25 protein-coding genes are annotated in these 24332 nt (G+C 44.4%); 14 read left to right on the top strand and 11 right to left on the bottom strand.

All coding sequences use genetic code 11. The features are described 5' to 3' along the window. Nucleotides 1-34 precede the first annotated feature (34 nt). The 3 genes from pstA to pstS form a co-directional block, all read right to left on the bottom strand. Nucleotides 35-928: a phosphate ABC transporter permease PstA gene (gene pstA, locus IM500_RS15970; RefSeq protein ID WP_190722527.1), complete on the bottom strand. Its 894-nt coding sequence runs from the start codon at nt 926-928 to the stop codon at nt 35-37. Between the two features lie 17 nt (nt 929-945). Continuing rightward, nucleotides 946-1905 carry a phosphate ABC transporter permease subunit PstC gene (gene pstC, locus IM500_RS15965; protein ID WP_149985282.1) on the bottom strand — a complete coding sequence of 320 codons (960 nt, stop codon included), beginning with the start codon at nt 1903-1905 and terminating at the stop codon, nt 946-948. Nucleotides 1906-1999: 94 nt separating this feature from the next. Next, the gene (gene pstS / locus IM500_RS15960; protein ID WP_190722528.1) at nt 2000-3121 is read right to left on the bottom strand and encodes a phosphate ABC transporter substrate-binding protein PstS; all 1122 of its coding nucleotides are present in this window, start codon (nt 3119-3121) and stop codon (nt 2000-2002) included. Nucleotides 3122-3623: 502 nt separating this feature from the next. Here pstS and IM500_RS15955 point away from each other — a divergent pair. Next, nucleotides 3624-4658, top strand: coding sequence for a PstS family phosphate ABC transporter substrate-binding protein (locus IM500_RS15955; RefSeq protein WP_287738941.1), 1035 nt, complete (start codon nt 3624-3626; stop codon nt 4656-4658). Nucleotides 4659-5081: 423 nt separating this feature from the next. Here the strand turns inward: IM500_RS15955 and IM500_RS15950 are convergent, their stop codons facing one another. Next, the gene (locus IM500_RS15950) at nt 5082-6623 is read right to left on the bottom strand and encodes a ferredoxin--nitrite reductase (RefSeq protein ID WP_287738939.1); all 1542 of its coding nucleotides are present in this window, start codon (nt 6621-6623) and stop codon (nt 5082-5084) included. Between the two features lie 407 nt (nt 6624-7030). Here IM500_RS15950 and IM500_RS15945 point away from each other — a divergent pair, with 407 nt between their 5' ends. Continuing rightward, on the top strand, nt 7031-7669 hold the full coding sequence (locus IM500_RS15945; RefSeq protein ID WP_190722531.1) for an LON peptidase substrate-binding domain-containing protein: 639 nt from the start codon (nt 7031-7033) through the stop codon (nt 7667-7669). 230 nt (nt 7670-7899) lie between these two features. Continuing rightward, entirely contained in the window at nt 7900-8502 is a 603-nt protein-coding gene (locus IM500_RS15940) for a Crp/Fnr family transcriptional regulator (RefSeq protein WP_002760023.1), read from the top strand. Here the strand turns inward: IM500_RS15940 and IM500_RS15935 are convergent. After that, a complete protein-coding gene (locus tag IM500_RS15935) occupies nt 8499-9422 on the bottom strand; it encodes an ROK family protein (RefSeq protein WP_287738936.1) in 924 nt (307 codons plus the stop codon). The two genes, IM500_RS15940 and IM500_RS15935, sit on opposite strands and share 4 nt — an antisense overlap. A 186-nt stretch (nt 9423-9608) precedes the next feature. Here IM500_RS15935 and IM500_RS15930 point away from each other — a divergent pair, with 186 nt between their 5' ends. The 3 genes from IM500_RS15930 to IM500_RS15920 are packed head-to-tail and all read left to right on the top strand — an operon-like array spanning nt 9609 to nt 11107. Then, nucleotides 9609-10100 carry a DUF29 domain-containing protein gene (locus tag IM500_RS15930; RefSeq protein ID WP_190722533.1) on the top strand — a complete coding sequence of 164 codons (492 nt, stop codon included), beginning with the start codon at nt 9609-9611 and terminating at the stop codon, nt 10098-10100. A 10-nt stretch (nt 10101-10110) separates the two neighbouring features. Then, nucleotides 10111-10602, top strand: a complete 492-nt coding sequence (locus IM500_RS15925; RefSeq protein ID WP_190722534.1) for a DUF29 domain-containing protein — start codon at nt 10111-10113, stop codon at nt 10600-10602. Between the two features lie 13 nt (nt 10603-10615). After that, nucleotides 10616-11107 (top strand): DUF29 domain-containing protein, encoded by a 492-nt coding sequence (locus IM500_RS15920; protein ID WP_190722535.1) that lies wholly within the window; start codon nt 10616-10618, stop codon nt 11105-11107. A 9-nt stretch (nt 11108-11116) separates the two neighbouring features. Here the strand turns inward: IM500_RS15920 and IM500_RS15915 are convergent, their stop codons facing one another. From IM500_RS15915 to IM500_RS15895, 5 genes are all read right to left on the bottom strand, one after another. Then, on the bottom strand, nt 11117-11497 hold the full coding sequence (locus IM500_RS15915) for a DUF7682 family zinc-binding protein (protein WP_002747647.1): 381 nt from the start codon (nt 11495-11497) through the stop codon (nt 11117-11119). 205 nt (nt 11498-11702) lie between these two features. After that, nucleotides 11703-12755, bottom strand: a complete 1053-nt coding sequence (locus IM500_RS15910; RefSeq protein ID WP_190722544.1) for a phosphotransferase enzyme family protein — start codon at nt 12753-12755, stop codon at nt 11703-11705. A 272-nt stretch (nt 12756-13027) separates the two neighbouring features. Beyond that, on the bottom strand, nt 13028-14071 hold the full coding sequence (locus IM500_RS15905) for a S66 peptidase family protein (RefSeq protein WP_190722536.1): 1044 nt from the start codon (nt 14069-14071) through the stop codon (nt 13028-13030). Between the two features lie 39 nt (nt 14072-14110). Then, nucleotides 14111-14362, bottom strand: coding sequence for a hemolysin XhlA family protein (locus IM500_RS15900; protein WP_190722537.1), 252 nt, complete (start codon nt 14360-14362; stop codon nt 14111-14113). A 237-nt stretch (nt 14363-14599) separates the two neighbouring features. Beyond that, complete coding sequence (locus IM500_RS15895) at nt 14600-15067, bottom strand: CBS domain-containing protein (RefSeq protein WP_008196071.1); 468 nt, start codon at nt 15065-15067, stop codon at nt 14600-14602. 161 nt (nt 15068-15228) lie between these two features. Between IM500_RS15895 and IM500_RS15890 the strand changes: the two genes are divergently transcribed. Continuing rightward, nucleotides 15229-15795 carry a Uma2 family endonuclease gene (locus tag IM500_RS15890; protein ID WP_190722538.1) on the top strand — a complete coding sequence of 189 codons (567 nt, stop codon included), beginning with the start codon at nt 15229-15231 and terminating at the stop codon, nt 15793-15795. 71 nt (nt 15796-15866) lie between these two features. Beyond that, entirely contained in the window at nt 15867-16715 is an 849-nt protein-coding gene (nadC, locus tag IM500_RS15885; RefSeq protein ID WP_002760033.1) for a carboxylating nicotinate-nucleotide diphosphorylase, read from the top strand. Between the two features lie 177 nt (nt 16716-16892). On the opposite strand, the gene IM500_RS15880 is transcribed toward nadC, so the two are convergent. Next, the gene (locus IM500_RS15880) at nt 16893-17687 is read right to left on the bottom strand and encodes an SAM hydrolase/SAM-dependent halogenase family protein (protein WP_287738932.1); all 795 of its coding nucleotides are present in this window, start codon (nt 17685-17687) and stop codon (nt 16893-16895) included. A gap of 134 nt (nt 17688-17821) precedes the next feature. Between IM500_RS15880 and pirA the strand changes: the two genes are divergently transcribed. The 6 genes from pirA to IM500_RS15850 all read left to right on the top strand — a co-directional run bounded on the left by pirA (nt 17822) and on the right by IM500_RS15850 (nt 24026). Next, nucleotides 17822-17983: an arginine synthesis PII-interacting regulator PirA gene (pirA, locus tag IM500_RS15875; RefSeq protein WP_002733724.1), complete on the top strand. Its 162-nt coding sequence runs from the start codon at nt 17822-17824 to the stop codon at nt 17981-17983. 154 nt (nt 17984-18137) lie between these two features. Next, on the top strand, nt 18138-18302 hold the full coding sequence (locus IM500_RS15870; protein WP_002760035.1) for a DUF8624 family small hydrophobic protein: 165 nt from the start codon (nt 18138-18140) through the stop codon (nt 18300-18302). Further along, the gene (locus IM500_RS15865) at nt 18295-18750 is read left to right on the top strand and encodes a GNAT family N-acetyltransferase (protein ID WP_190722540.1); all 456 of its coding nucleotides are present in this window, start codon (nt 18295-18297) and stop codon (nt 18748-18750) included. Before IM500_RS15870 ends, IM500_RS15865 begins: the two co-directional genes overlap by 8 nt. A gap of 320 nt (nt 18751-19070) precedes the next feature. Then, complete coding sequence (locus tag IM500_RS15860; RefSeq protein ID WP_287738930.1) at nt 19071-21077, top strand: PP2C family protein-serine/threonine phosphatase; 2007 nt, start codon at nt 19071-19073, stop codon at nt 21075-21077. Nucleotides 21078-21228: 151 nt separating this feature from the next. Then, nucleotides 21229-22278: a hypothetical protein gene (locus tag IM500_RS15855; protein WP_002798288.1), complete on the top strand. Its 1050-nt coding sequence runs from the start codon at nt 21229-21231 to the stop codon at nt 22276-22278. Nucleotides 22279-22427: 149 nt separating this feature from the next. After that, the gene (locus IM500_RS15850) at nt 22428-24026 is read left to right on the top strand and encodes a SpoIID/LytB domain-containing protein (RefSeq protein ID WP_190722542.1); all 1599 of its coding nucleotides are present in this window, start codon (nt 22428-22430) and stop codon (nt 24024-24026) included. The last annotated feature ends 306 nt before the right edge of the window (nt 24027-24332 follow it).

Raw genomic sequence — 24332 nt, 5'->3', positions numbered from 1 at the left:
AATATCCCTTTTTCCTTTTCACTTTTTCCTTGACTTAATAGGTTTTCTGGCGCGTAGCTAAACGGGATAAAATGTTAGTTACCAACACTAAAAGCACCAGAATTAAAGCACCTGCCCAAGCTAATTGCTGTTGGGGGGCAAAAGGGGCAGTAGCAAAGTTGAAAACTAAGACCGAAAGGGTGGCAATCGGTTCAAAGACACCCCGGGGCCAAAAGTTAGAGAATAATGCCGTAAAAATTAAGGAGGCGGTTTCCCCGGCAGCCCTAGCAATTGCTAAAGTCACACCGGTTAAAATAGCGGGAACTGCGGCAGGAAGGACGATTTTTAGGACGGTTTGGTAGTTATAGGCCCCTAAACCCATGGCCGCCCAGCGGATGTCTTGGGGAACGATTTTTAAAGCCTCATCGGTGGTTCTAATAATAGTGGGTAACATTAACACCGCTAAACCGATCGAACCAGCCAGGGCAGAAAAGCCTAAAATGGCTGTTCCTTCGCCAAATAAGGGCGCAACTAACAAACCGAAGGCGAAAACCCCGACAATAATTGAAGGGACACCCGCTAGAACGTTGGTAGCAAAGCGCACACCCTGGGCAAGTTTGTTATCACCGCTAAATTCCGAGAGATAAACCGCCGCTAAAACGCCGATGGGAACTGCGATCGCTGTGGCTAGGGCAACGACGATAATTGTGCCTAAAATGGCGTTAGCGATGCCTCCTCCTCCTAACCCCGGCGGTGGCGGTAATTTAGTAAAGAGATTAGCGTTTAAACGACCCACCCCTTGCACAAAAACGAAGCCTAGTACGGCAAAGAGGGGAATCACGGTGACGGCTAAACATAAAGCCGAGAGAACGGTCATAATTGTCCCCAATAGCGATCGAGGACTACTCGGTTTCTTTTTGAGATTATTGCCTAAATTCGCACTATCCATATCAGTTAAAAGATGGCTTAATACTTAGCTTTGACGCGATTAACGATTAATTCGGCGAAGATATTGACTACTAGGGACAAAACCAAGAGAACAAAACCCGCATACATGAGTGCCGATACTTGCATTCCCGATGCTTCGGCGAATTGGTTAGCCAATAAGGAAGCGATCGTGTTAGCGGGGGCGAGAATAGAGGCACTAATGCGGTTAGAATTGCCGATAATCATCGTTACTGCCATGGTTTCCCCTAAAGCGCGCCCTAAAGCTAACATAATCCCCCCGACAATCCCGGAAAAAGCGGCGGGAATTAATACCCGAAAAATCGTTTCCCAACGGGTGGCCCCCAAGCCTAGGGAAGCTTGCCTTAAATCCGGTGGTAAAGCGGCCAAAGAGTCGCGAGAGATAGCGATAATAATCGGCAGGATCATAATTGCTAAAATAACCCCCGCCGGTAACATTCCAGGACCCCCTAAAGGAGTACTAAACAGAGGAATCCAACTAAAATTAGCATTTAGCCAGTTACCAAGGGGTCTGAGGATAGGAATCAATACAAAGATACCCCATAATCCGTAAACAACACTGGGAATAGCGGCCAAAAGTTGTACGAGAAAAACCAAAATTGTCCGCGCATTTAAGGGAATAAAATCTTCGCTTAAAAAAATGGCTGAACCGATACCGAGGGGAACAGCAATCAGGAGGGCAATCAGAGAACTAACGAGAGTTCCGTAGATAACGGGCAGAACTCCGAATTCTTCGCGACCGCGCACGGGATTCCAAGCACTACTGGTCAAAAATCCCAGACCAAAGGTTTGAATCGCCGGTAAAGCCCGAATAAAAATCACTAGGGCAATTAGGAGCAAAATTACCCCAATAGCGATGGCAAAGGCGGTAGTTAATCCAACAAAGCCTTTATCGAGGATTTTTTCCGATTCTGGACGTTCTTTAAAATTTGAGTCGGGTGAAACTGTGGGCGCACTCATGATTAGGGTTTAAATCCAGCTAGTTTGCGGTAGCTAAGGTCGAAATTGGCCTTTCTCCACTATTATTGTAACTTTGAATACATTTTTTCGGCTACTAATCCACCTTGATTGTGTAATCAGGATAGATGACATCGGCAGCGGCGGCTACTCGTTCCCGAACATTTTTCGGCAGGGGAATATAACCAAGGGGAGCTGCTTGTTCTTGTCCTTGGTTAAGTCCAAATTCAATCATCGCCTCCATTGCTAAAGCTTTTTGGGGATCGTTGTATTTTTTGTAAACCAACATCCAGGTATAGGTGACAATGGGATAGGAATTTTCCCCCGGCGGATCGACAATAAAAGCGCGTAAATTTTCAGGCAGTTCGACGTTAGCGAGGGTAGCAGCGGCGTTGGTTTCATCGGGGGCGACAAATTTACCCGCCTGATTTTGCAGGGTGGCCATGGGCAGGTTATTATTTTTAGCGAAACCGTACTCAATATAACCGATCGAGCCTGGATTTTGTTGAATTAGGGCAGTTACTCCCTCATTGCCCCTACCACCGAGAAATTTACCTTTTTTGGTCGGCCATTGTACGGCTTTTCCTTCACCGATGCTTTTTTTCCATTCGGGACTAACGGCGCTTAAAAACTTAGTAAAAACTCCCGTCGTCCCGCTACCGTCTGCCCGGTGAACTACGGTAATTTCTTCATCGGGTAGTTTTAAATCGGGGTTATCGGCGGCGATTTTGGCATCGTTCCAACGGGTAATCGTGCCTAAAAAGATGCCTACATAGGCTTCCCTACTTAGTTTCAGCCCTTCTACTCCGGGCAAATTATAAGCCATAACGATGCTTCCCGCCGTCATCGGTAGCAGTAAAACCCCGCGGCTAACTCTGGCCATATCCTCGTCACTCATGGCCACATCGGAAGCGCCAAAATCGATCGTACCTTGAATAAATTGTTCGACTCCCGCCCCGCTACCGGTGGATTGATAGTTAATTAGCAGTTTAGAAAATAGTTGATTGATGGTGACAAACCAGTTTTGATATAGGGGTGCAGGAAAAGAAGCGCCCGCACCATTGAGGGCGACCTCTCCTTGCAGAGGAACTTGGGCGATCCTATTGCTTCCCTCTCCACTGGTTCCCGCCGTATCACCGCCCCCACAAGCGGTTAAAGTCGCTGTTAAAGTCGCTAGGGATAAGGCTGTTAGTAAATGGGTTCTGTTTCTGCTGGGCATAGGATTAATTTTGAGCCGTAAACTGCCTTAAATCTTACGCTAAAAGTTACCACGTCTTGGTAAAGAATAGGTTAAGAAGTGAATAAAAAAACATAATGTATTGTCAAGAAAAGTTTTCTCGATAACTAGACAAAAATCTCAACTTCTTTTACTATTTGTTTTGACTAAACATTAGTTTTAAGTAGGGAGGCACAATTATTTGTAGGATGGGTTAGCGGTAGCGTAACCCATGCGGGCGTTGGGTTTCATGCTTCAACCCAACCTACGTTCTTCTTTTACTATTTATTTTGACTAAACATTAGTTTTAAGTCGCAGGTAAGGCCGCTAACTTTTCCAGTTTAGATTAGGTTTTTCTCTTTCCCTACCATTATAGTGACGTAAAAACAACAAAGAAAAGATTAAGGTTTTTATCCATCATCCCTCAGCTTTTTTCTTCCCACTTCCCCACTGATAACTGAAAAGTCTCCCCAATACCCGTTTTTACTTTCTCCTTTTTACACCTATGCTAGAAATTTTTACTCAGCTATCTCGTCCGACCAAAGTAGTCGCAACCATACTAGGAACTGCTCTACTTTTACCTGCTTGTGCCAATATTAATCCTCAAGACCTAAAACCAATTAAAATCGATGGTTCGAGTACCGTAGCACCAATTACTGATAAAGTTCTCGAAGATTTTAAAGCTAATACTCCTAACAAAGCTTTGGCTGATGTTAAAATTGACGCTAATATTTCAGGAACTGGCGGTGGTTTTAGAAAATTTTGTGCGGGAGAAACCGATATTAATAATGCTTCTCGGCCAATTTCTGTGGAAGAATTAAAAGAATGTGATACTAATAAGATAAGATTTATCGAACTACCGATCGCTTTTGATGCTTTAACCGTGGTGGTAAATCCCGAAAATAACTGGGTTGATGATATTTCCACCAGAGAATTAAGAACTATTTGGGAACCAGCGGCCGAGAATAAAATCAAACGTTGGAATCAAATTAATCCCGCTTGGCCCGACCGACCGATTACCCTTCACGGGCCGGGTAAAGACTCCGGAACCTACGATTTTTTTAGTGAGGTAATTAACGGCAAAGATACCAGTCGTGGGGACGTTAATTTTAGTGAAGATGACGAAGCTTTAGTTAATGCCGTCAGTCAAGATGCCAACGCTTTGGGATATTTTGGCCACGCTTATTATGAACAAAATCGGGATAAATTAAAAGCTTTGAAAGTTAACGGTATCGAACCAACTCGCGGCAATGTAGAGGATAGTAAATATCAGCCCTTATCTCGTCCTTTGTTTATTTATGTTAATGCCCAAAAAGCCCAAGAGAATCCCGCTTTAGAGAAATTTGTCGAATATTATCTCGATCGAGTTCCCAATTTATTAGATAGTATTGGTTATATTCCCCTACCCGATGAGGCCTATCATTTGGCACGGGTACAGTTACAAAAATTTGAGGTAGGAACGGTTTTTGAGGGCAAACCCCAACCCAATTTAACCATCGGGGAATTACTTCGTAAACAAGCTCAATTTGAAGCTAAATAGGGTTTGCGGCAAAAAGTAGGGGCGAAGCATTCGGATAGAAAATCTACGGTTTCACCGATAGGTTATTGCCCGAATGCTTCGCCCTTACAGGACTCTCAAAATCTTGCACCTGTGGGGGCGAAACAGTACCCTAAAACTCTTACCTCGTCTATATTTCACATTTATTCAGCAAACCCTAAGTAACGATTCCCATCTGGTAGGAAAATATAGCGTTTCCTGTTCGCAAGAGGTACATTGTCGATGGTGAAAAGCTTAATCAGCAAAGGTTTGACTGTGCCACACAGGTGTGAGAAACGCTATATATAAAGATTTTCCTGCTCCTATCTGCCCCCTACTATAGCAAGAGGTTTGCCAATTTAAAGCAACAGAGATACAGAAAAAAAAGAGGGGATAAACCCCCCAGCGTATCGAGAAACTTGTTAATTAACCTTTCGGTGTCGCCCCAAATTGTTCGATGAGGATAGAGGTTAACACCGATTTTAAGTCTTCACAGGGAATCCCTTTTTGTACACAACTTCCCAGGTGAGCATCTTTACCCACTTTACCCCCCATGTAGAGGTCAACTCCTTCCACGGTTTTGCCGTCTTTGCGCGCTTTTGTCCCCATCAAACCGATATCGGCCACTTGGGGTTGTCCGCAGGAGTTAGGGCAACCGGTCCAATGGATCCGCACACCCCGGGGGATATTTAATTCGGCATCTAACTGACGAATCAAGTCCACAGCCTTATTTTTGGTTTCAATCAGGGCAAAATTGCAGAATTGCGCCCCCGTGCAAGAAACGAGCGCTCGTTGTAAAGGAGTGGGATTGGGGGTAAACTTAGCCAGTAAAGGCTCGGTTAAAAGAGTCGGCATATTTTCAGCCGCTATATTGGGAATAATCACGTTTTGTTCCACGGTTAAACGCAATTCTCCGCTGCCATACACTTCGGCAATCCGGGCTAAATCGAACATATCATCGGCAAATAGACGACCAACGGGAACACAAAGACCGATATAGCTCAATCCCTCCTGTTTTTGGGGAAAAACTCCTAAATGATCTCGTTTTTCCCAGTCAATAGCGTCTTTTTCCGCTGCCGTTGCCAAGGGATAACCTAACTGATTGGCCACCCGGGTGCGGAATTCCTCAATTCCCCACTCATCAATTAACCACATTAAACGGGATTTTTGACGGTTGGCGCGCAATCCGTTGTCGCGGTAAACTTCCAAAATTCCTCGGCATAAATCCACCACTTCCTGATTTGGTCTCACCCAAACATTCATAGGAATTGCCGCTTCACAGCGTTTAGCCGAGAAAAAGCCGCCCACCACGACATTAAAGCCTAATTCTCCCTCTTTATAGCCAGGAACAAAGGCAATATCGTTAATTTCCGCATGAACGGAATTATCCCGTCCCCCCTCGATGGCAATATTAAATTTGCGGGGCAGATTGCTAAATTGATAATTACCTTGACCGTAGTTGGTAATCATATCTTGGACTTTTTGGACTAATTCCCTGGTGTCAATTAATTCATCCGCGTCTAGTCCTGCCATGGGTGAACCGGTAATATTTCTGACATTATCCATGCCCGATTGTACCGAAGTCATGCCCACGGATTTTAGTCGTTGGAAAATATCAGGAATATCTTCGATACGAATACCGCGTAATTGTAGGTTTTGACGAGTAGTAATATCGGCATTGCCATCATCACCGTAACGCTGCACGATTTCCCCTAAAACTCGCATTTGCTCACTACTGAGAATGCCGTTAGGAACCCGCAAACGCATCATAAATTTGCCCGGGGTGACGGGACGATAAAAAACCCCCACCCATTTTAAGCGATGTTCTAAATCGGTTTTATCCATCGCTTCCCAACCGATTTGGGCAAAATGATCCAGTTCATCTTTAATGGCTAATCCGTCTTTTTCGGCTTTAAATTTCTCGAATTTATTGAGAGTTGTTCCATCTTTTTCAGGTGCTTGTACCACGAATCTATCTCCTTACTGGTCTGTGGGTGCAATTGTTCTAGTTGGTGCGGGTTAGAAATGAAGAAATCGGGATTTAACAATAAGTATTCTTTAAAATACCGTCGTCATTAGCAAAAATTTAGTAATTTACCTAGTCTCTATTTGTTATTTAATTCGTTTTAAGTTGGATAATTTTGTATTGTTTGTAACAGAAATCCGCTCACCATCGTGTTTAGGCATTTATATCATGCAGTAAGTGCATTAAGGTGGGGTGTGGGGTGTGGGGAGAATAAATAAAGGCAATCTCCCGACTCCCGACTCCTGAATACTGGCTCCTGAATACTGGCTCGGAGTCTCTTGCCCTTGCCTAGCGGTTCAGGGGGTATTGTGTAAAAATAAGAAAAGATCGGTTTTTTTTTACTAAACCTATGGCCACTTCTTCCATTGCCGTTAGAGAATTACCTCTCTTTCCCCTTCCCGAAGTTGTTTTATTCCCGGGTCGTCCCCTGCCCCTGCACATCTTCGAGTTTCGCTATCGGATTATGATGAATACGATATTGGAAGAAGATCGCCGTTTTGGGGTCTTAATGGTAGATCCAGCCACGGGAGAAATCGCTAAAGTCGGCAGTTGTGCGGAAGTTGTCCGTTGTCAACGTCTTCCAGATGATCGGTTAAAAATTCTCACCATCGGTCAACAGCGTTTCCGTGTCCTAGAATATGTCCGGGAAAAACCCTATCGTGTCGGTTTAGTGGAGTGGATTGAAGATGTCCCCACCACCCAAGAGCTGCGACCTCTGGCCAAAGAAGTGGATCGACTGCTGCGGGATGTGGTTCATCTATCAGCCAAATTAACCGCTCAAAAAATTGAACTCCCCGACGATTTGCCCAGTCTTCCCCTGGAATTATCCTACTGGGTGGCGGGTAATCTCTACGGTGTGGCCGGGGAACAACAGGCTTTATTGGAAATGCTCGATACAGTCAGTCGTCTGCAACGAGAATCGGAAATTCTCACCTCGACTCGCAATCATCTGGCCGCTCGCACGGCTCTTAAAGATGCTTTAAATTAATGATCTTGAGGTTTTTCAGCTTCGGGAGATGGCAGTGGCCGTCTTATTTCAGTGAACAGTAAACAGTAATCAGTGAACTGATAACTCACATCTGAAAACTGGTCACTAACCCACTGATGACTGACCCACTGATAACTGATAACTGTTAATCTGGGGATTACCTAATGTTTACCTTGATACAGTAAAGTGGGGTTAAAATCGTTAGCCCCTCACCCAGGAGAACTTTGATCATGTTGCTGACCTATAATCCCAGCGTCTCACCCTTCCGAGAAGACTATAGCGAGAGTCGTCGGCTCCATTTTTATGATCGCGGGGAAAATATTCCTCTGGTGGTTGATGGAGTCTGGCAAGTTTATCGGGGTATGGCGCAACTAAGTCAAGTATCTGAGAGTGGAGAGGAAATTTTACTAGGCTGGGCCCATTCATCCCACTTTTTTGGCTTAAATTTGACCCATCTAGAATCCTATCACGCCAGAGCCTTGTCGGAACTGTACCTAAAATGGTACACGATCGCCGAAGTAGAAAATTCGGCGGAATTAACTAGGATGATGTTAAATCAAATGATCCGTCGTCAACAACAAACGGAATCGCTTCTTGCGATCGCAGGACTCAAACGAGTGGAGGAACGTCTCCAGCAGTTACTACAGTTATTAAAGCGGGAAATGGGAGAACCAATCGCCCAAGGCAGTCGTTTAAAGATCCGTTTAACCCATCAAAATCTCGCCAATGCTATCGGTACCACGAGGGTAACGGTGACGCGTTTGTTAGGCGAATTTCAGCGTCAGGGAGCCGTGAGCAGCGATTGCGATCGCCACTTAATTATTCACGATTAAGTCAGTCCCCCCCCCATAATAGACTCCTTGCGGAGGTCCAATAATTGCCAAGCTAATTTAGCGGCCCCCACCATCCCGGCGCGATTACCTAACTCGGCCGTTAATACCTCTAATCCTTCTCTGGAACTAGGTAACACCCGTCTTTCGATTTCTGTGAGCAGAGAGGGAAAGAAAAACTTAGCACTGGCGCTAATGCCGCCGCCGATAATTACCGCCTCTGGGGTGAGAACATAGAGTAAACTGGCGATACCAGCCCCCAGTAAACAGCCGTAACGCTGCCAGAATTCTAAAGCCTCTCGATCGCCTTTTTCGGCCAATTCCGCCAATTGCTTCGGTTCTTTGCCGGTCATCCGGCGAATAGCTTGCCGGGAGACGTATTGTTCCAAGGAACCCCGATTACCGCTATTGCACAATGGACCGTCAAAATTAAGGGTTATTAAGCCTAATTCTGCGGCCGTTCCCTTGCTGCCCACAAATAAGTTACCATCGAGAATAATTGCCCCTCCTACTCCCGTCCCCAAGGTCAACAGGATCAAGTTTTGAAACCGTTTGCCCGCTCCTAACCAAGCTTCCCCCAAACCGGCACAATTGGCATCATTGGCTAAAATTGTCGGCATTCCCGTACTTTCTTCTAACCAATCGGCGAGGGGAATATCCCGCCATCCTGCCAAATTAATCGCTATTTTGGCAATTCTTCCCTGAGCATCCGCCGGCCCCGGCGTTCCCACACCGATGGCTTGACAACTTTTATCTAAATTTACTTGACAAATGCCTTGATGTATGGTAAGGGCGACTTCTTTGGGTGTAGCGGGTTGGGGAGTGGGCAAGGTGAGAGATTCGAGACAATTGCCCTCTTGGTCAAATTTACCAATTTTAATCGCAGTTCCACCTAAATCGACACCTATTACTGTTTTCACCATCGGGCTTTTCTTGTTACTCTGGGAATAGCTAGGTTTATTATCACTCTTTTTGGCGTTTTTTTTCGCGGTTAGATGTGATTGAGGATAATTCGGCTAAACTGGCAAAACTAGCTGATTGATTAGCCCCAATTTCTCCTATAGTTTGGATACCTGCAGCTTAACTCCTGATTTTTCCCCATTTTAAAAATGATGAATATTACCATTTCAAATCTCTACGATAGCGATTATCAACTTTGGTTAGAGTCCACTATCAACCAATTGCGTCAAGGGGATTTTCAAGCGGTAGATTGGCCGAATTTATTAGAGGAGTTGGCAGATTTGGGAAAAAGTGAACGACGAGCATTAGAAAGTTTATTAACTCGACTTTTAGAACATTTACTGAAGTTAACTTACTGGCAATCCCAACGGGATTATAATCAAGCTGGATGGAAAAAAGAAATTCGCAATTTTCGTATTCAGATCAAAAAAATTCTCAAAGATAGTCCCAGTTTAAAGTCCTATTTAAGGGAAATTTTGCCGGAATGTTATCTCGATGCTCGCCATCTGCTTATTGACGAAACCGAATTAGATGCCAGTATTTTCCCTCTGGAAGTGTTAGCTAGTCTAGAGGAGATTCTCGAGCAAAATTGGCTGCCGGATTGGGAAGCTATCAGTAATGATTCTGAAAAGTGCAATTAAGGAGTAAAAAATGATGAATATTACCATTTCAAATCTCTACGATAGGGATTATCAACTTTGGTTAGAGTCCACGATCAACCAATTACGTCAGGGCGATTTTCAAGCAGTAGATTGGCAGAATTTATTAGAGGAGTTGGCAGATTTGGGTAAAAATAATCGACGAGCATTAGAAAGTTTATTAACTCGACTTTTAGAACATTTACTGAAGTTAACTTACTGGCAATCCCAACGAGATTATAATCAAGCAGCATGGAAAGGGGAAATTAGAACCTTTCGGAAACAAATCAAGAAAATACTGAGAGATAGTCCCAGTCTCAAACCCTATTTATCCGAGATACTTGAGGAATGTTACAGCGATGCTCGGGAGATAATTATTGATATCACCCAATTAGATGCCAGTATTTTCCCTGTGGAAGTGTTAGCTAGTCTAGAGGAGATTCTCGCTGAAAATTGGCTGCCGGATTGGGAAGCTATCGGCAATGATTCTGAAAAGTGCAATTAAGGAGTAAAAAATCATGAATATTACCATCCCAAATCTCTACGATAGCGATTATCAACTTTGGTTAGAGTCCACTATCAACCAATTGCGTCAAGGCGATTTTCAAGCAGTAGATTGGCAGAATTTATTAGAGGAGTTGGCAGATTTGGGAAAAAATAATCGACGAGCGCTTAAGAGTCTCTTAACTCGACTTTTAGAGCATTTACTAAAGTTAACTTACTGGCAATCCCAACGAGATTACAACCAAGCAGCATGGAAAAAAGAAATCAGGAATTTTCGCCTACAAATTGCTGATCTTTTAGAAGATAGTCCCAGCTTAAAGTCCTATTTAAGGGAAATTTTAGCAAAATGTTATCTCGATGCTCGCAATCTGATGATTGACGAAACCAGATTAGATGCCAGTATTTTCCCCGTGGAAGTATTAGCTAGTCTAGAGGAGATTCTCGCTGAAAATTGGCTGCCGGATTGGGAAGATATAAACAGCGATAAATCTTCCCAAGCGAACTAAAGATTAGCTTCACCTACCCGGTTTACAAACATTATAATCTTCGTGAGAGATGACCGCTTCTGGGACGAGGAGATTGCCGTGGTCGCGACAGATGAGGCGATAATTGCGGGTAACGGGGATACTGATAATAAAGCGATCGTGTCGCAATCGTTTACCGTGGAAATCTCGATAATTGCGGTGATTTTGCAATCCTTGCAGGATTTCCCTAGCTTTAAGTACCACATTTTTCGGTAATTCCCGCAGATCGATCGGATCTTGCGAAAAAGTGGCTTCCCAAGCATTTTTTTGACGTTTTCTTTCTTCCCACGCGGCATCTAGTTGAGCGCAATGATGGCAGACTTGGCCATAACCCTTGTGACCACAGGGAAACTTCTTCTTTCTTCTGGACATAATACCATCTGTCTGTGAGGCTGTGAGGGAGTATTCAAAAGCGGTAAAGCTTGCTTCACTTTTGGCAGATGGAGAAGAAAGTCTTTACCTAGTGATTATCTATACTTACCAGCATACAGGGATCGATCCCCGGTGTGGCGATTGACCGGCAAGAAAGTTTATCTTCGTTAGTTGAGGCTGCTGTCATCGACAAGATTAAGGCTGCTTAGAATAATTCCCATTCTTGGGTTCTTAAGCGTTTGAGAATGGCCAAACGGCTACTAAAATAATTGCCACAGAGACGACTATAATCGGTTAAACGCAGATTATTTAAGCTAATTGACCAAGACCAAATATAGGCCGCCTGGGTGAGATACTGAAGACAAGATAATTCACCATCGGTTAAAGGCACTGTTTCATCGTAGCCTTGGATGAAACCATGGCGAACCTGGCGATTTAAGCCGGATTGTAGGGAAACTTGCAGAAATTTAGCGATATCAAAAACTCGCCAACCATAACCGCACTGATCGAAATCAAATAGGGTCATCTGATTATCAGGGGTGATATGCACATTACCACTATGAGGATCGCCCCAACAAATGCCCCAATAGGGAGATTCTGTCGGTAATTTAGCGGTTTCTTCCTCTATTTCCCCAATGGTTTCTAAGACACAGTCTAGGTCGCTCGGTCGTTGGTGCAGAAAAGGTGCGATAATTTGCAGGGAATCGTCGAGAAGATATTTGAGGTTGAGGGGATGACGATAGGCTAGGGGTTGAAAATCTGCTGTCACCCGATGTAAATTAGCCACGATCGCCCCTAAATGATAGGCTTGTTCTATATCTATGTCCCCAATAGCAATTCCTCCAGGAGCATAGGGAAAAAGGACGGCGTAACGTTTCCCTTCCGGAGCATTAATTTCTAGGGATAAATCACCGTTTTTGCTGCGAATTGGCGCAGCGACGGGAACCTGAGAGCGATCGAGATAATCTAATAATTCTAACTCGAAGTCGATTTCCATTTTGCTGCGCCAATGGCAGTGAGATACGCGCAAAATGTAGGGAGTTTTCAGGGTTTCGAGGAGATACACATCACTTAAACCCCGATGCCAAAATTGACAATTTTTCGGTACATCAATCTCGTAACGAGAAAAAACCAAATCTGCTAGGGCAGCAGGAGCAAGAGTGGAGTAGAGTGTGGGAAAAGTCCATTCTCCAGTCCGAAAATTGGCAGCGGCAGAACTAGAAGGCAGTAAATTGAGCGAAGCCAGAAAAGTCGTCACGGTTCCCTCCCGATGCAAGTGTGGACAACGCTCGCACCATCCTATTTTATAGGCCACATATATTACAAATTGGTTCGATCGCTCCGTATATTTCGCTACATTCCTCTGTCAGACTACATCCTGTTTAAAAGCTATAGGGGAGCAGCCAGCGGGGAGAAGGGAGAAACAATCCTTAAAAACGGATTTGGTATCAGTACCCAAAAAATTAATATAGGAGCTGCTGAAAAAGTCTTTGAGTGGCAACGCCGGAACAGTTTTTGATGCTTTAACACCTACTTACTAACCGCCGATTCTAACATAGTAATTGTTCCCCGATTAGCATCAAATTCTACTGCAATACCAATAGCTAGAGTCTCGATAATCTCCAAATGTCCGATCATCAAACCTAAACAAGCGGGAATTTTTAAGGGTTGGATATATTCTCGGATCACTTCTTCTAAAGTCAGGGAACCATAGTCACTATCGGCGCTACAATTGCTACATTGACCGAAGATAAACCCAGCTAAATTATCGAGAACTCCCGCTAATTTTAATTGATTTAACAGGCGATCTATTTCATAAATATCTTCACCAATATCTTCTAAAAATAGGATAGCACTGGTAAAATCTGGTAGATAGGGAGAGCCAACTATTGAGGCTAAAGTGGTTAAATTACCACCGATTAATTTACCTTTTGCTTGACCTTTAGTAATAGTTTGAATGCGATTTTTTACCTGCATTAAACGATTAGCATCATCGGGATCGGGAAAATTTATAAAAGTTAACTTTTCCCCAGAAAATAAAACTTGTCGAAAGCTTTCAGTTTGAGCGGTGCGCCAACTAGAAAAGCCATTGGGAGCATGGAAAGTAACTAAACCAGTTTTGGCATAAATAGCTAATAATAAAGAAGTTATATCACTAAAACCACAGATAATTTTCGGATGACGGCGAATTAAATCGTAGTCGAGATAAGGTAATAAACGAGCGCTTCCCCAACCGCCGCGAATTGGTAAAATTAAGGCAATATTATCATCGGCAAAAAATTGATTTATATCCGCGGCTCGCTCGCTATCTTTACCGGCTAGATAACCATAACGATCTAAAGCGTGTTGACCAACTTTTGGGACTAATTTTAAAGCTTTAACTGCTTCAATAACTATATTCAAATCATCTTCTTTAAAAGTTGCCCCCGCCGGACTAATAATACCCACTCCATCCCCGGGTTGTAGATGTGGCGGTTTAATTAGAGGAAAATTATTGCTAACAACTTTTCTAGGAATTAGGGAAAAACTAACAGCAGTTAGAGCGGAATTAATGAAAAATTGACGGCGCTTCATCCTGATAGTTTTTAGAAAAATTGCAAGGGAAATAAGAATTTAGGGATTACTGCTCAGAAAAAAAGTTTTCACAATTGCCCCAGCTAAGAGGACAATTAATGCCCAAACCTGACATTTTTGGTTTCCTTCTAATGAGTTTAGTCGATTTTCTATTCCCTCAACTTTTCCCGTTAACACCGCTTGTCCTACCTTTAAATCCGTCACATCTTTTTGTAACGAATCGATTTTTCCCTCCATCCGCGTCAAGATAGTTTCTAGGGAATAAGTAACCGTTTCCTGAGATTGATTCATTTGTTCAAGACCTTTTAGTTAATTGGGCTCTTCGGGACTTGGTATGGTTCGATATGGAGGCATAAATCGACTAAATCCTTATCTGGCAAGAGATTTAATTGATTAGTTCGCTCCAGATCGCAAACAATTGACAAAAATTACGGCAATGTCTCTCTCTATAAGGGTTTCATTCCTTATAACCCCGTCCATTGCATAAGACAAACCGAAGAACCGTTAATTGTTGCCCTAGAAAAGCCATTATGCTTCCGATTTTGCCATATCGCGAATGATATCACCGCGAGTGATAATACCAATTACTTTGTGGGTTTCTTCCTCAATCACCGGTAAACGACGCACATGACGATCATACATTAACGAGGCCGCTTCTTTCAAAGGGCGATCGGCTGTGATACTAATAGGTTTATCGGTCATTACTTCCCCCACGGTTTGACCGAGAGCTTTATGGAGTAATTTCTCGTGACGGCTAGGATTTTGTAGATAGATGACACTATCGAGGAGCATAATGTAAGGAGGAGCTTCTACTCCCGTTTCCTGCCACATAAGGTCAGTTTCGGAGATAACCCCAATCAGTCGCATATTGTCATCCACCACGGGTAAACCACTAAACCGCTTTTCGGCCAAAATTTTTACTGCTTCGGACAAAGAAGTGTTAGCGGTGACGGTGATGGGATTGGGAGTCATGATATGGGCAACTGTTTTCGTCATCTTAGCGACCTGCGACAATAATGCTTTCTCTCTCCATCTTATCATTAGGGTAATCAGTCACCGCTTAATTATGACTATTCTTCAATCTTCGGCTGAGAAAATGGTATAACATAAAAAGGAAATGGGATATTAATTTAGTTAGTTGACAAGGAAAAATAAAAATGATCGCTCAACCTCAATACCCAGAAAGAATGACCCCGGAAGAGTATCTAGAATGGGAAGCTACCCAGGAATTGCGCCATGAATATATTGATGGGGAAATTATCGCCATGACTGGGGGTAGTCTGCCCCATAATGATATTACCTTGAATTTTTACAGAACTTTATATTCTCATCTCCGTCCGCGAGGCTGTCGGGTGAATGTATCTGATGTGAAAGTACAAGCTAATAATAGTCGTTATTTTTATCCCGATTTGGTGATTAGTTGCGATTTTAGGGATAGAGAATCTCGTAATTTTATTCAACATCCACAAGTGATTATTGAAGTGCTTTCCCCTAGCACAGGAAACTATGATCGCACCAAAAAGTTACAATATTATCGTCAGATTGCCAGTTTACAAGAATACGTTTTAGTCGATACCGAATCGAGCAGTGTTGAGGTTTATCGCCGCGGTGAAGATAAAATTTGGTTTTACTGCGCTTATAGTCAAGGGGAAGAAATTATTCTATCTAGTCTCGATTTTCACTGTGCGATCGAGTTAATCTATGAAGGGATAAGTTTCGATTAAAGAAAGTTTACAAACAGGTCAAATATTACTAAACTTAAAATAAATACGTCCCGATTGTTTCGATAAATTCTATGTTACCGCCCCTATTAGTCCTTGATCCCTTGTTAGAAAACTGGTTACGAGAAGATCTCGGTAGAGGCGATCGCACCACCCAAGCAATTTTCTTCGGTCATGCTAAAATTGGTCAAGCTAGTTGGATTGCCAAGGAAGCGGGAGTTATTGCTGGTTTACCCGTAGCTGAACGAGTTTTTCAACTGCTTAACCCCACTATTCACTTTACCCCCACCGTTGCCGAAGGGGAATTCTGCCCTAAGTCTAAAGTTATTGCCGAGATAGAAGGTTCCTTCGATGCGCTGTTAATTGGGGAAAGAGTCGCTTTAAATCTTGCCATGCGCTTGAGTGGAATTGCTAGTGCCACTCGTCAGTATGTGGAGAAAATTGCCGATTTATCGACAAGATTGGTGGATACCCGCAAAACTACCCCCGGATTGCGAATTTTAGAAAAATATGCCTCCGGTATCGGTGGCGCTATTAACCATCGTTTGGGGCTAGATGATGCAATTATGATTAAAGATAATCATATTCAAGCAGCAGGCAGCATTGAGGAAGCAGTGCGTCGTGTACGGCAAAATATGCCCTATCCTCTCACAATTGAGGTAGAAACCAGCCAATTAGAAGAAGTGAATCAGGCCCTGCAGCAGCAGGTAGAGATCATTATGTTAGATAATATGGATTTAGAGATGATGCAAACTGCTGTGGAGATGATCCGCAATTTTAATAGTAAAACCAAAATAGAAGCATCGGGAAATATTACCCTCGATCGCATTCGCAACGTTGCCGAAACAGGAGTAGATTATATTTCCACTAGCGCCCCGATTACCCGTTCTACTTGGTTAGATATTAGTATGAGAATTGATTAAAAGGCCATATCAGTGATCAGTAGGTAGTGGGGTAGTGGGGTAGTGGGGTAGTGGGGTGTGGGAAGAATAAATAAAAATAATCTCCTGTCTCCTGTCTCGGAGTCTCCTGACGACCGACTCCTGACTCCTAACTCCTGACTCCTGACTCCTATCTCGGAGTCTCCTGACTCCTATCTCCTATCTCCTATCTATTGTAACCTCGATCGCATCGCCAATATTTAGGTGTAATTGCTTTTGGGCGCTCCCACTATTGACGGCAATTTCTAACCCCCCGTGACTACCGATAAAAGCGACTATTTCCCCCCAAGGAACATCACTGTAGGTGTTTTTTGCGGGGATAATTTTTGGACCCAACTGCACCGACCAATTTTTTCCCTCTAGGAGATAATCGGGAATATTGCTGATTAAATTGCCGAAAATGTCAATATATTGAATTTGACCCCTGATTTTATCTTCCTCGATTGGCGGAACAGCGATCGCTAATTGTTGCAAGCTATCGGGATCAATAATCTCACCTAACATTTCTAGGGGTACTCCCCGGGACAAATAAGCGGCCACAGGAGCAAAAATATCACGACCATGAAAAGTAGTGCTAGGGTTAGGGGTGCGCCAATAGGAAGAATTATTGAGATTAACGGCAGATATAGCGGGAGATTGGCTTAAAATGCCACTAAATAAACCATTATCTGGACCAACTAAATAACCACCGGCAAAACGAATCCCTACCCCGCGTCTTTTGCTTCCTACCCCCGGATCTATAACTGCCAGATGAATAGTGCCTTGGGGAAAGTATTGATAGGCATTCAGGAGGATAAAACGACCAGCGTAAAGGTCTTGGGGCGAAATTTGATGATTCAGATCGATCGTGCGAGCATGGGGGGCAATTCCCGCGATTACTCCCTTGATAATGCCCACATAACCGTCTCGTAGTCCAAAATCGCTAGTAAGGGTTATCAGTGCCTGTTCCGTCATTGACTTGTCACTAAGGTTGCCAACAGCTTTAATAAATCTTAACGCTAAATTCAGTAGCTAAAGATACAGTTTCCCAAGGAGAATGTTATGATTTAGATATAAGGTAAGTTAAGTCGCTCAAAAGTCTGTCCACCATGAACAAAAATCGTCAGCAAGTCCTAACACAGGCCACCGTGGCCCATAGGGAAACACTCCGCAGAAATTTACAACACCGACTGGAAGTAGCTAGAGCGCAGGGAAATGAGGCTCTAGTGCGTCAATTGGAAGCAGAGGCGGCCTATTTGCACCTTCGTTAGATTTAATCGGTGTTTAGTCATAGTCTAGTTGTCGGTTTCTAGTGATCGGTATGCCGATCACTTTTTTTTGGGCGAATTTTTTTAAAAAAATTGCCGATATCTCCACTGGCAATCCTTAAAATAGAAGGAACAGCAGTTTAGAGATCAAATAATTATGGCTTTTTTCCGGCAATATATCGCTCCGCTCCTGACTATCTTCGTGTTTTTAGTTGCTCTGGTTGCCACCGGCATCCGGATTTTTTTACCGGCAGATTTAGCGGCACCCGCTCCGATCGAGCCATCCCTGGGCATAATTTTCTCTTATCCTTGGCATGGCTAACCTTCCCGAAGATTATCGGCTGCGACTGGGAAACCCGAGCGATCGCTATCTACTAATTAATTTTCTCACCCGCAGCTATCAAGAATTTTTTCCCGAACAAAAAAACCTCTCCCATCTAGCTGATACAGTCAGACAGTTTTTTTGCCTCGATACTCCCCTGTGGATCGTCGAAGGACAACAAACGGCGATCGCTTGTCTCTGGATGGGGAGCGCCGTCGATCAGGTGACAGGCGATCGCTATGGTCATATTTTCCTAATTTACGTCGATCCCCAGCATCGTCGCCAAGGTATCGCCAGCGCACTAATCGATCGAGCTAAGGATTGGGCAAAAAGTCGCGGACAAACCCGCCTCGGTTTACAAGTCTTCATCAATAACGACAATGCTCTCAATCTCTACCAAAATCTCGGCTTTCAAACTCGCTCTTTGCTGATGTTGAAAAATATTTAGAAACTGTCAGGAGACTCCGAGATAGGGTGATAGGGTTTTGGGGTGATAGGGTTTTGGGGTTTTAGTTCAATTTCCCCACTTCCCCACTTCCCCACTTCCCCACTTCCCCACCTCCCCAATTCATAATTTATAATTTATAATTCCCACTTCCCCAACCCCAGACATACCTATAGAGATGGCACTGTCAGCATTAATTATTCCTGAGCGAGCCACAAAGGGTAAAATTTGGGAAACACTGCAATACACTGGCAGTCATCGTGGATAAAAACACGCTATTTTATTAACCTATACTAACCGCGCTTTAGGAGTCAGCAGTTTTCATGGATTCCGTGACAACCCTCCAATGTCAAAACCTAACCTGTCTATCCCCGAACGCTCTCACTAATAGATTCTGTGAAAAATGCGGTACTCCTTTAGTTAAGCGCTATTTATGGATGATGGGTGATTGGGTGAGAACCTATTATCATGTTGGCGAGCTAATTGATAATCGTTATTTGGTCAAACAACCACAAATTGTTCTTGATACTAAACCCGCTCAAGCACCCCAAGCGCCGGACGAACCTCCTAGCTGGATTTCCCTCTACCTAAAATTGTTACCCTTCCATCTCCACATTCCCCAAGTCTATGGCTATATTCCCAGTCCCGATGAACGCTTAAATATGGACATCTGGCTGTTGGAATACGGCACTATTCCCCTCGACGAAACGGGAGAATTAATTTATCCAGAACTATTGCCCACTCTGGCCGAGGTTTGGTCGCAAGCTTCTGATTTAAGGCAAATTCACTGGTTATGGCAAATGGCCAAACTCTGGTATCCCCTTCAGAGAAAAGCTGTGGTCTCTAGTCTGCTTAACCCTTCTCTGACGAGAGTGAATAATCAGCTGCTGCAATTGCTAGAATTAAGCAAAGACGAGGCTACCGCTCCCAATTTACGAGATTTAGGGGCCCTGTGGGCCGGTCTGATGCCGACGGCAGCCGCTAATATTCAAGATTTTCTCGCATCCCTGACCCAAGAGCTAGAATCCGGTGATCTCGATCGCCCGGAATCCCTGATCGCTATCCTCGATTATGCACTACAGCACTACGGTGGAGGTCAAGAACGCAGCTATGAGATTTTTACCCGCACCGATACCGGTCCGCTGCGGGAACACAACGAGGATGCCTGTTATCCCCCGACTAATCAGGCCATAACCCTCGCTCATGGTCAAAATCCCCTGGCGATTGTCTGTGATGGCATCGGCGGTCAGGAAGGGGGCGAAATCGCTGCTCAATTGGCGATCGAAACCCTGCCTAGGGAAATTAATCGCAGTGCCCCCACTGATATGGAAGTCTATCCCGATAGTCACAGTCTTGTCCTCGAACAGGCGATTCGTGTCACCAATGATCTGATCAGTCAACGCAATGATCAGGAGTCAAGACAAGATCGTCAGCGCATGGGTACGACTCTAGTTATGGCTTTTGCCCAGGCCCAGGAAATGTACGCGGCCCATGTGGGGGATTCCCGCATCTATTGGATTACTGCCCACAGTTGTCATCAAGTGACGGTGGATGACGATCTCGCTTCCAGGGAAGTGAAATTAGGCTATCTCCTCTATCGTGATGCCATACAGTATCCCAACGCCGGGGCCTTGGTGCAAGCTTTGGGCATGAGTAGCGCCACTAATCTCCATCCCACGGTTCAGAGGTTGATTATTGATCAAGATTGTGTTTTTCTCCTCTGTTCCGATGGTTTAAGTGATTACGATCGGGTAGAACAATACTGGGACAGTGAAATTGTGCCTCTTTTGCGAGGAGAGAAAAATGTAACCGCCGTGGGGGAAAGTTTATTACAACTAGCTAACCAGAAAAACGGTCACGATAACTCCACCATCGCCCTAGTTTATTGTCGGGTAGTTCCTGCGGCTGAACCTATCAGGCCTTTAGTTTATGCTCAGGCCAAAGAACAAATTATTCCCGATCTTAATGACCAAGATTTTGATTACAGCGGGGACACCTACCCCGGAGAAGAAGTGGTGACAGCAATACCCACTCCCCCCCCCGCATCTTCTTCGGTTTCTAGTCGTACTTCTCCCCCCGCACCCACTAGGGTTTCACCCCTAGTCGTAGTAGTGATCGCTGTCGGTGTTCTCGGTTTGCTGGCTGCGATCGCTTGGCAATTCCTGAGTCGTCATCCCGCTTCCAATCCATCGATTTCTCCCGCACCTGTCACCAGTCCGAGTCCCACGACCGGGACGACACCTTCCGCACCTGTCACCAGTCCCACGACCGGGACGACACCTTCCGCACCTGTCACCAGTCCCACTCCCCCCAATGCTTCCCCTAACTAGGGTTGGCTGAAAAAGTTTTTCGTGGGGACAGGGTGTGGGGTGTGGGGTGTGGGGTGTGGGGTGTGGGGTTTTACCTGACGATTAATCGGCTTGTCGGGGGTTGCCAGAGCGAGTTAAGATAAAATGCCCGATTAACTGCCGAGTCTATCCTATGGTTGATGCTGCGACGTTCTCCTCCGACACCTCCGCGATCATTGATGCCTTTGAAACGCCTCTAGAGTTTAACTTTCAACTGCCAGATCCCGAAGATGAAACCATCCAAGATCATGACTTTCAGCAGCAACTGGATTCTTTTTGGAAAGTTTGCGATCGCTTTGATTTGCAAACGGAAATCTGGCGGGGGCGAATTTTGCGAGCTATTCGCGACCGGGAAAAGCAAGGCGGTGATAGTCGCGGTACAGGCTTTTTGAACTGGTTAAAACAGCGAGAAATCACTAAAAGTCAAGCTTATGCTCTGATTCAATTGGCTAATAGTGCTGATACTCTCCTGGCAGAAGGACAACTGGATCCCGATAGTATCAATAATTTTAGTAAACGCGCCTTCGTGGAAACGGCCAAATCTGCCCCCGAAATTCAAAAATTAGTCAGTGATGCGGCCCGACAAGGGGAGAGAATTACCCGTCGGGAGGTGAAGCAATTGGCCGATGAATGGACAGCGATGAGTTCAGATTTACTACCCGATGAAGTGAAAGAAAAAGCCAGCGACGGCAGTTTACCGGCGCGTCATCTCGCCCCCTTAGTGAAAGAATTAGAAAAGTTACCCGATACTCATATCGACACTCTCCGTCAAGAAATCGCCGCTAATCCCGATGTGGACACGGTAAAATTAATCACCTCGGAAGCACGCAGTTTAGCCAAATATCTCGATGCGGCGGCCCAAGTACAAACTCTCCGACGGGGTAATTTAGATATCGAAATGGCTCTAGAAGAAGCTTTGCGCGTCGATTGTCTAAATACGGCGGCGGACCTGGTTAAACAAGCCACACAATTAGAGCAAGCCGTAGCTAAACTTTATACTACTTGGAAACGTTTAGGTAGTTTGTCCGATCGCCTCTATGTGGATACGGGAGCAAGTAATCCCCATCTGCGATCGATGTTAACCTGTTTGGAAAGTTTAACCAGTGAAGTGATCGAAGTAGAACTGGATGAAGGTGGACAAAAAATGGTACGTTTACGCATTATCAGCGATGGGGGAAGTTAGGTGCTTTGTTGGGTGTTGGGTGTTGGGGTGTTGGGGTTTTAGTTGAAATTCCCTCATTACCCTATTCTCCCATTCCCCTAACGGCTTGCTGCTATAATCTCTGAATATCCTCAACTTTTATGAAAACTTATTAACAGATAATTGACTTTATGCTAAAAATCAAGGAAAAAAAACAAATAATTAGCATCGGTTCCATAACTGCGGCGATCTTGCTCAGTTTAACCCTAATTCCTGCCGCTATAGCCAAGGATGTCCTTCTGAGATTGGGCATTGTCCAACGTTTTGGCGATGAAGCCAAGGAAAAATTAACCCTGAGTAGTACCAGTGGTGATAATCTCACCCTGCGCGTGGTGGGAGAAGATGGCCAATCCCAAACCCTGCAAACCAATCGCCTACAATTAGAAGTTATTCCCCGTCCTCTCGCTTCTCCCATCCTGCAAGAAAAAGTCATTTTGAGCGACCACGCCACCTTTGAAACCGCCGAAAATAGTGCCAAAAATTGGGCAAAAATGGGCATTAAAGTGGAAATTACCCAGCCCGGACGCTGGCAGGTTTGGGCAAAGCGAGAAGTTTATGAAAATCCCCTAGTGCGACGTTGGTTGCTGACCAGTTTGCAAGCCAAAGGCTACAATCAACCCTATATTAATAGTGTTTTACTCAAAGAAAAGCCGCAAGTTTCTTTCCAAATCAACGGGGTGCGCTATTTTCCCAAAGAATTAGAAATCGAGAGCCAAAAAAACCTGATTCAAGTCACCCATAGCCCCGATCAGTTACGTTTGTACGGGGGAACTATGCGCCTACAGCCCAACGCCTACGGCACTTTTACCCTAGTTAATAACGTTCCCCTCGAAACCTACCTGCGCGGGGTTGTACCCCACGAAATCGGTCATGATGCCCCGGAAAGCGCCACCCAGGCGCAAACTATTATCGCCCGCACCTACGCCCTCCGCAATCTCCGCCGTTTTCAAGCCGATAATTACGAACTCTGTGCCGATACCCATTGTCAAGTTTATTATGGATTGACCGGAACTAATCCCCGGGCTGATCAAGCGATCGCGGCCACGCGAGGCCTGGTTTTAACCTACCAAAATGAGTTAGTGGATGCCCTTTATTCCTCTACCACCGGCGGAATAACTGCCCTCTTTAGTGATGTTTGGGATGGGGAGGAAAGACCTTATCTCCGGGCAGTGGTGGACTCCCCCAATCGAGTCTGGGATCTCTCGAAACAATCTCTCGCTAATGAGACAACTTTTCGCCAGTTTATTAATCTTAAAGATGGTTTTAATGAGACGGGTCGACGGGTTTTTCGCTGGCAAAAACAAGCTTCTTTAGCTGATTTGAGTCAAGACCTAGAAACCTATCTAAAACGCAGAAAACATCCCCTCGCCCATTTCCAGAAAATCCAATGGATGGAAGTGACTAAGCGCTCTCCTTCCGGTCGGATTCTGACTATGACCGTTCAAACCGATAAGGGGATTTTAGAACTGCATAAAAATGAGGTGCGTAGTGCTTTGGGACCGCCTCGCAGTACCCTATTCTACATCGATCCTATCTACGATACCAATCGACAGATCCAGGGTTATAACTTTATTGGTGGCGGTTTTGGCCACGGGGTAGGATTAAGTCAATTTGGTTCCTATAATTTAGCCCGTTTGGGTTGGTCTCCCGAACAAATTCTCGCTTTCTATTATCCCGGCACCACCATTCAACCTCTCAATAATTCGATTGTCTTTTGGCGAGGAAATTAAGCAGTTATCAGTTATCAGTTTCTGAAGGCAATAGGCAATAGGCAATAGGCAAGAGAAAGGCTCTGACAATTCTCCTACCTAAAAAGAGGATTAGAAACTAAGTAGATCAAATATTTGACTAAAATTTACCGAAATTTTGGGTTAAAGCCCCGTCCTTTTAGGACGGCTTTTTAAACTATAGCTTGTTAACTTAACTTTTATTGTGCTATACTGATTTTATCTAAGTAACCCGTGCGTAAAATGTTTGTCTTAGAGTTTAAAGTTAAAGCTAAAACTCAACAGTATCAAGCCATAGACGATGCTATT

The sequence above is a fragment of the Microcystis sp. M179S2 genome (assembly GCF_020245805.1).
Taxonomy (GTDB): Bacteria; Cyanobacteriota; Cyanobacteriia; order Cyanobacteriales; family Microcystaceae; genus Microcystis; species Microcystis aeruginosa.
Note: the sequence above shows the minus strand (reverse complement) of the source record. Positions and strands in the feature narration are given on the sequence as shown.

What these genes read in the sequence shown, in the direction of transcription:
- IM500_RS15900 (WP_190722537.1), bottom strand. Translation starts at nt 14,362, where the DNA reads ATGAATCAATCTCAGGAAACGGTTACTTATTCCCTAGAAACTATCTTG.
- pstS (WP_190722528.1), bottom strand. Translation starts at nt 3,121, where the DNA reads ATGCCCAGCAGAAACAGAACCCATTTACTAACAGCCTTATCCCTAGCG.
- pstC (WP_149985282.1), bottom strand. Translation starts at nt 1,905, where the DNA reads ATGAGTGCGCCCACAGTTTCACCCGACTCAAATTTTAAAGAACGTCCA.
- IM500_RS15955 (WP_287738941.1), top strand. Translation starts at nt 3,624, where the DNA reads ATGCTAGAAATTTTTACTCAGCTATCTCGTCCGACCAAAGTAGTCGCA.
- IM500_RS15935 (WP_287738936.1), bottom strand. Translation starts at nt 9,422, where the DNA reads ATGGTGAAAACAGTAATAGGTGTCGATTTAGGTGGAACTGCGATTAAA.
- IM500_RS15945 (WP_190722531.1), top strand. Translation starts at nt 7,031, where the DNA reads ATGGCCACTTCTTCCATTGCCGTTAGAGAATTACCTCTCTTTCCCCTT.
- IM500_RS15880 (WP_287738932.1), bottom strand. Translation starts at nt 17,687, where the DNA reads ATGACGGAACAGGCACTGATAACCCTTACTAGCGATTTTGGACTACGA.
- nadC (WP_002760033.1), top strand. Translation starts at nt 15,867, where the DNA reads ATGTTACCGCCCCTATTAGTCCTTGATCCCTTGTTAGAAAACTGGTTA.
- IM500_RS15925 (WP_190722534.1), top strand. Translation starts at nt 10,111, where the DNA reads ATGATGAATATTACCATTTCAAATCTCTACGATAGGGATTATCAACTT.
- IM500_RS15890 (WP_190722538.1), top strand. Translation starts at nt 15,229, where the DNA reads ATGATCGCTCAACCTCAATACCCAGAAAGAATGACCCCGGAAGAGTAT.
- pstA (WP_190722527.1), bottom strand. Translation starts at nt 928, where the DNA reads ATGGATAGTGCGAATTTAGGCAATAATCTCAAAAAGAAACCGAGTAGT.
- IM500_RS15940 (WP_002760023.1), top strand. Translation starts at nt 7,900, where the DNA reads ATGTTGCTGACCTATAATCCCAGCGTCTCACCCTTCCGAGAAGACTAT.
- IM500_RS15850 (WP_190722542.1), top strand. Translation starts at nt 22,428, where the DNA reads ATGCTAAAAATCAAGGAAAAAAAACAAATAATTAGCATCGGTTCCATA.
- IM500_RS15915 (WP_002747647.1), bottom strand. Translation starts at nt 11,497, where the DNA reads ATGTCCAGAAGAAAGAAGAAGTTTCCCTGTGGTCACAAGGGTTATGGC.
- IM500_RS15860 (WP_287738930.1), top strand. Translation starts at nt 19,071, where the DNA reads ATGGATTCCGTGACAACCCTCCAATGTCAAAACCTAACCTGTCTATCC.
- IM500_RS15920 (WP_190722535.1), top strand. Translation starts at nt 10,616, where the DNA reads ATGAATATTACCATCCCAAATCTCTACGATAGCGATTATCAACTTTGG.
- IM500_RS15870 (WP_002760035.1), top strand. Translation starts at nt 18,138, where the DNA reads ATGGCTTTTTTCCGGCAATATATCGCTCCGCTCCTGACTATCTTCGTG.
- IM500_RS15930 (WP_190722533.1), top strand. Translation starts at nt 9,609, where the DNA reads ATGATGAATATTACCATTTCAAATCTCTACGATAGCGATTATCAACTT.
- pirA (WP_002733724.1), top strand. Translation starts at nt 17,822, where the DNA reads ATGAACAAAAATCGTCAGCAAGTCCTAACACAGGCCACCGTGGCCCAT.
- IM500_RS15855 (WP_002798288.1), top strand. Translation starts at nt 21,229, where the DNA reads ATGGTTGATGCTGCGACGTTCTCCTCCGACACCTCCGCGATCATTGAT.
- IM500_RS15905 (WP_190722536.1), bottom strand. Translation starts at nt 14,071, where the DNA reads ATGAAGCGCCGTCAATTTTTCATTAATTCCGCTCTAACTGCTGTTAGT.
- IM500_RS15895 (WP_008196071.1), bottom strand. Translation starts at nt 15,067, where the DNA reads ATGACGAAAACAGTTGCCCATATCATGACTCCCAATCCCATCACCGTC.
- IM500_RS15865 (WP_190722540.1), top strand. Translation starts at nt 18,295, where the DNA reads ATGGCTAACCTTCCCGAAGATTATCGGCTGCGACTGGGAAACCCGAGC.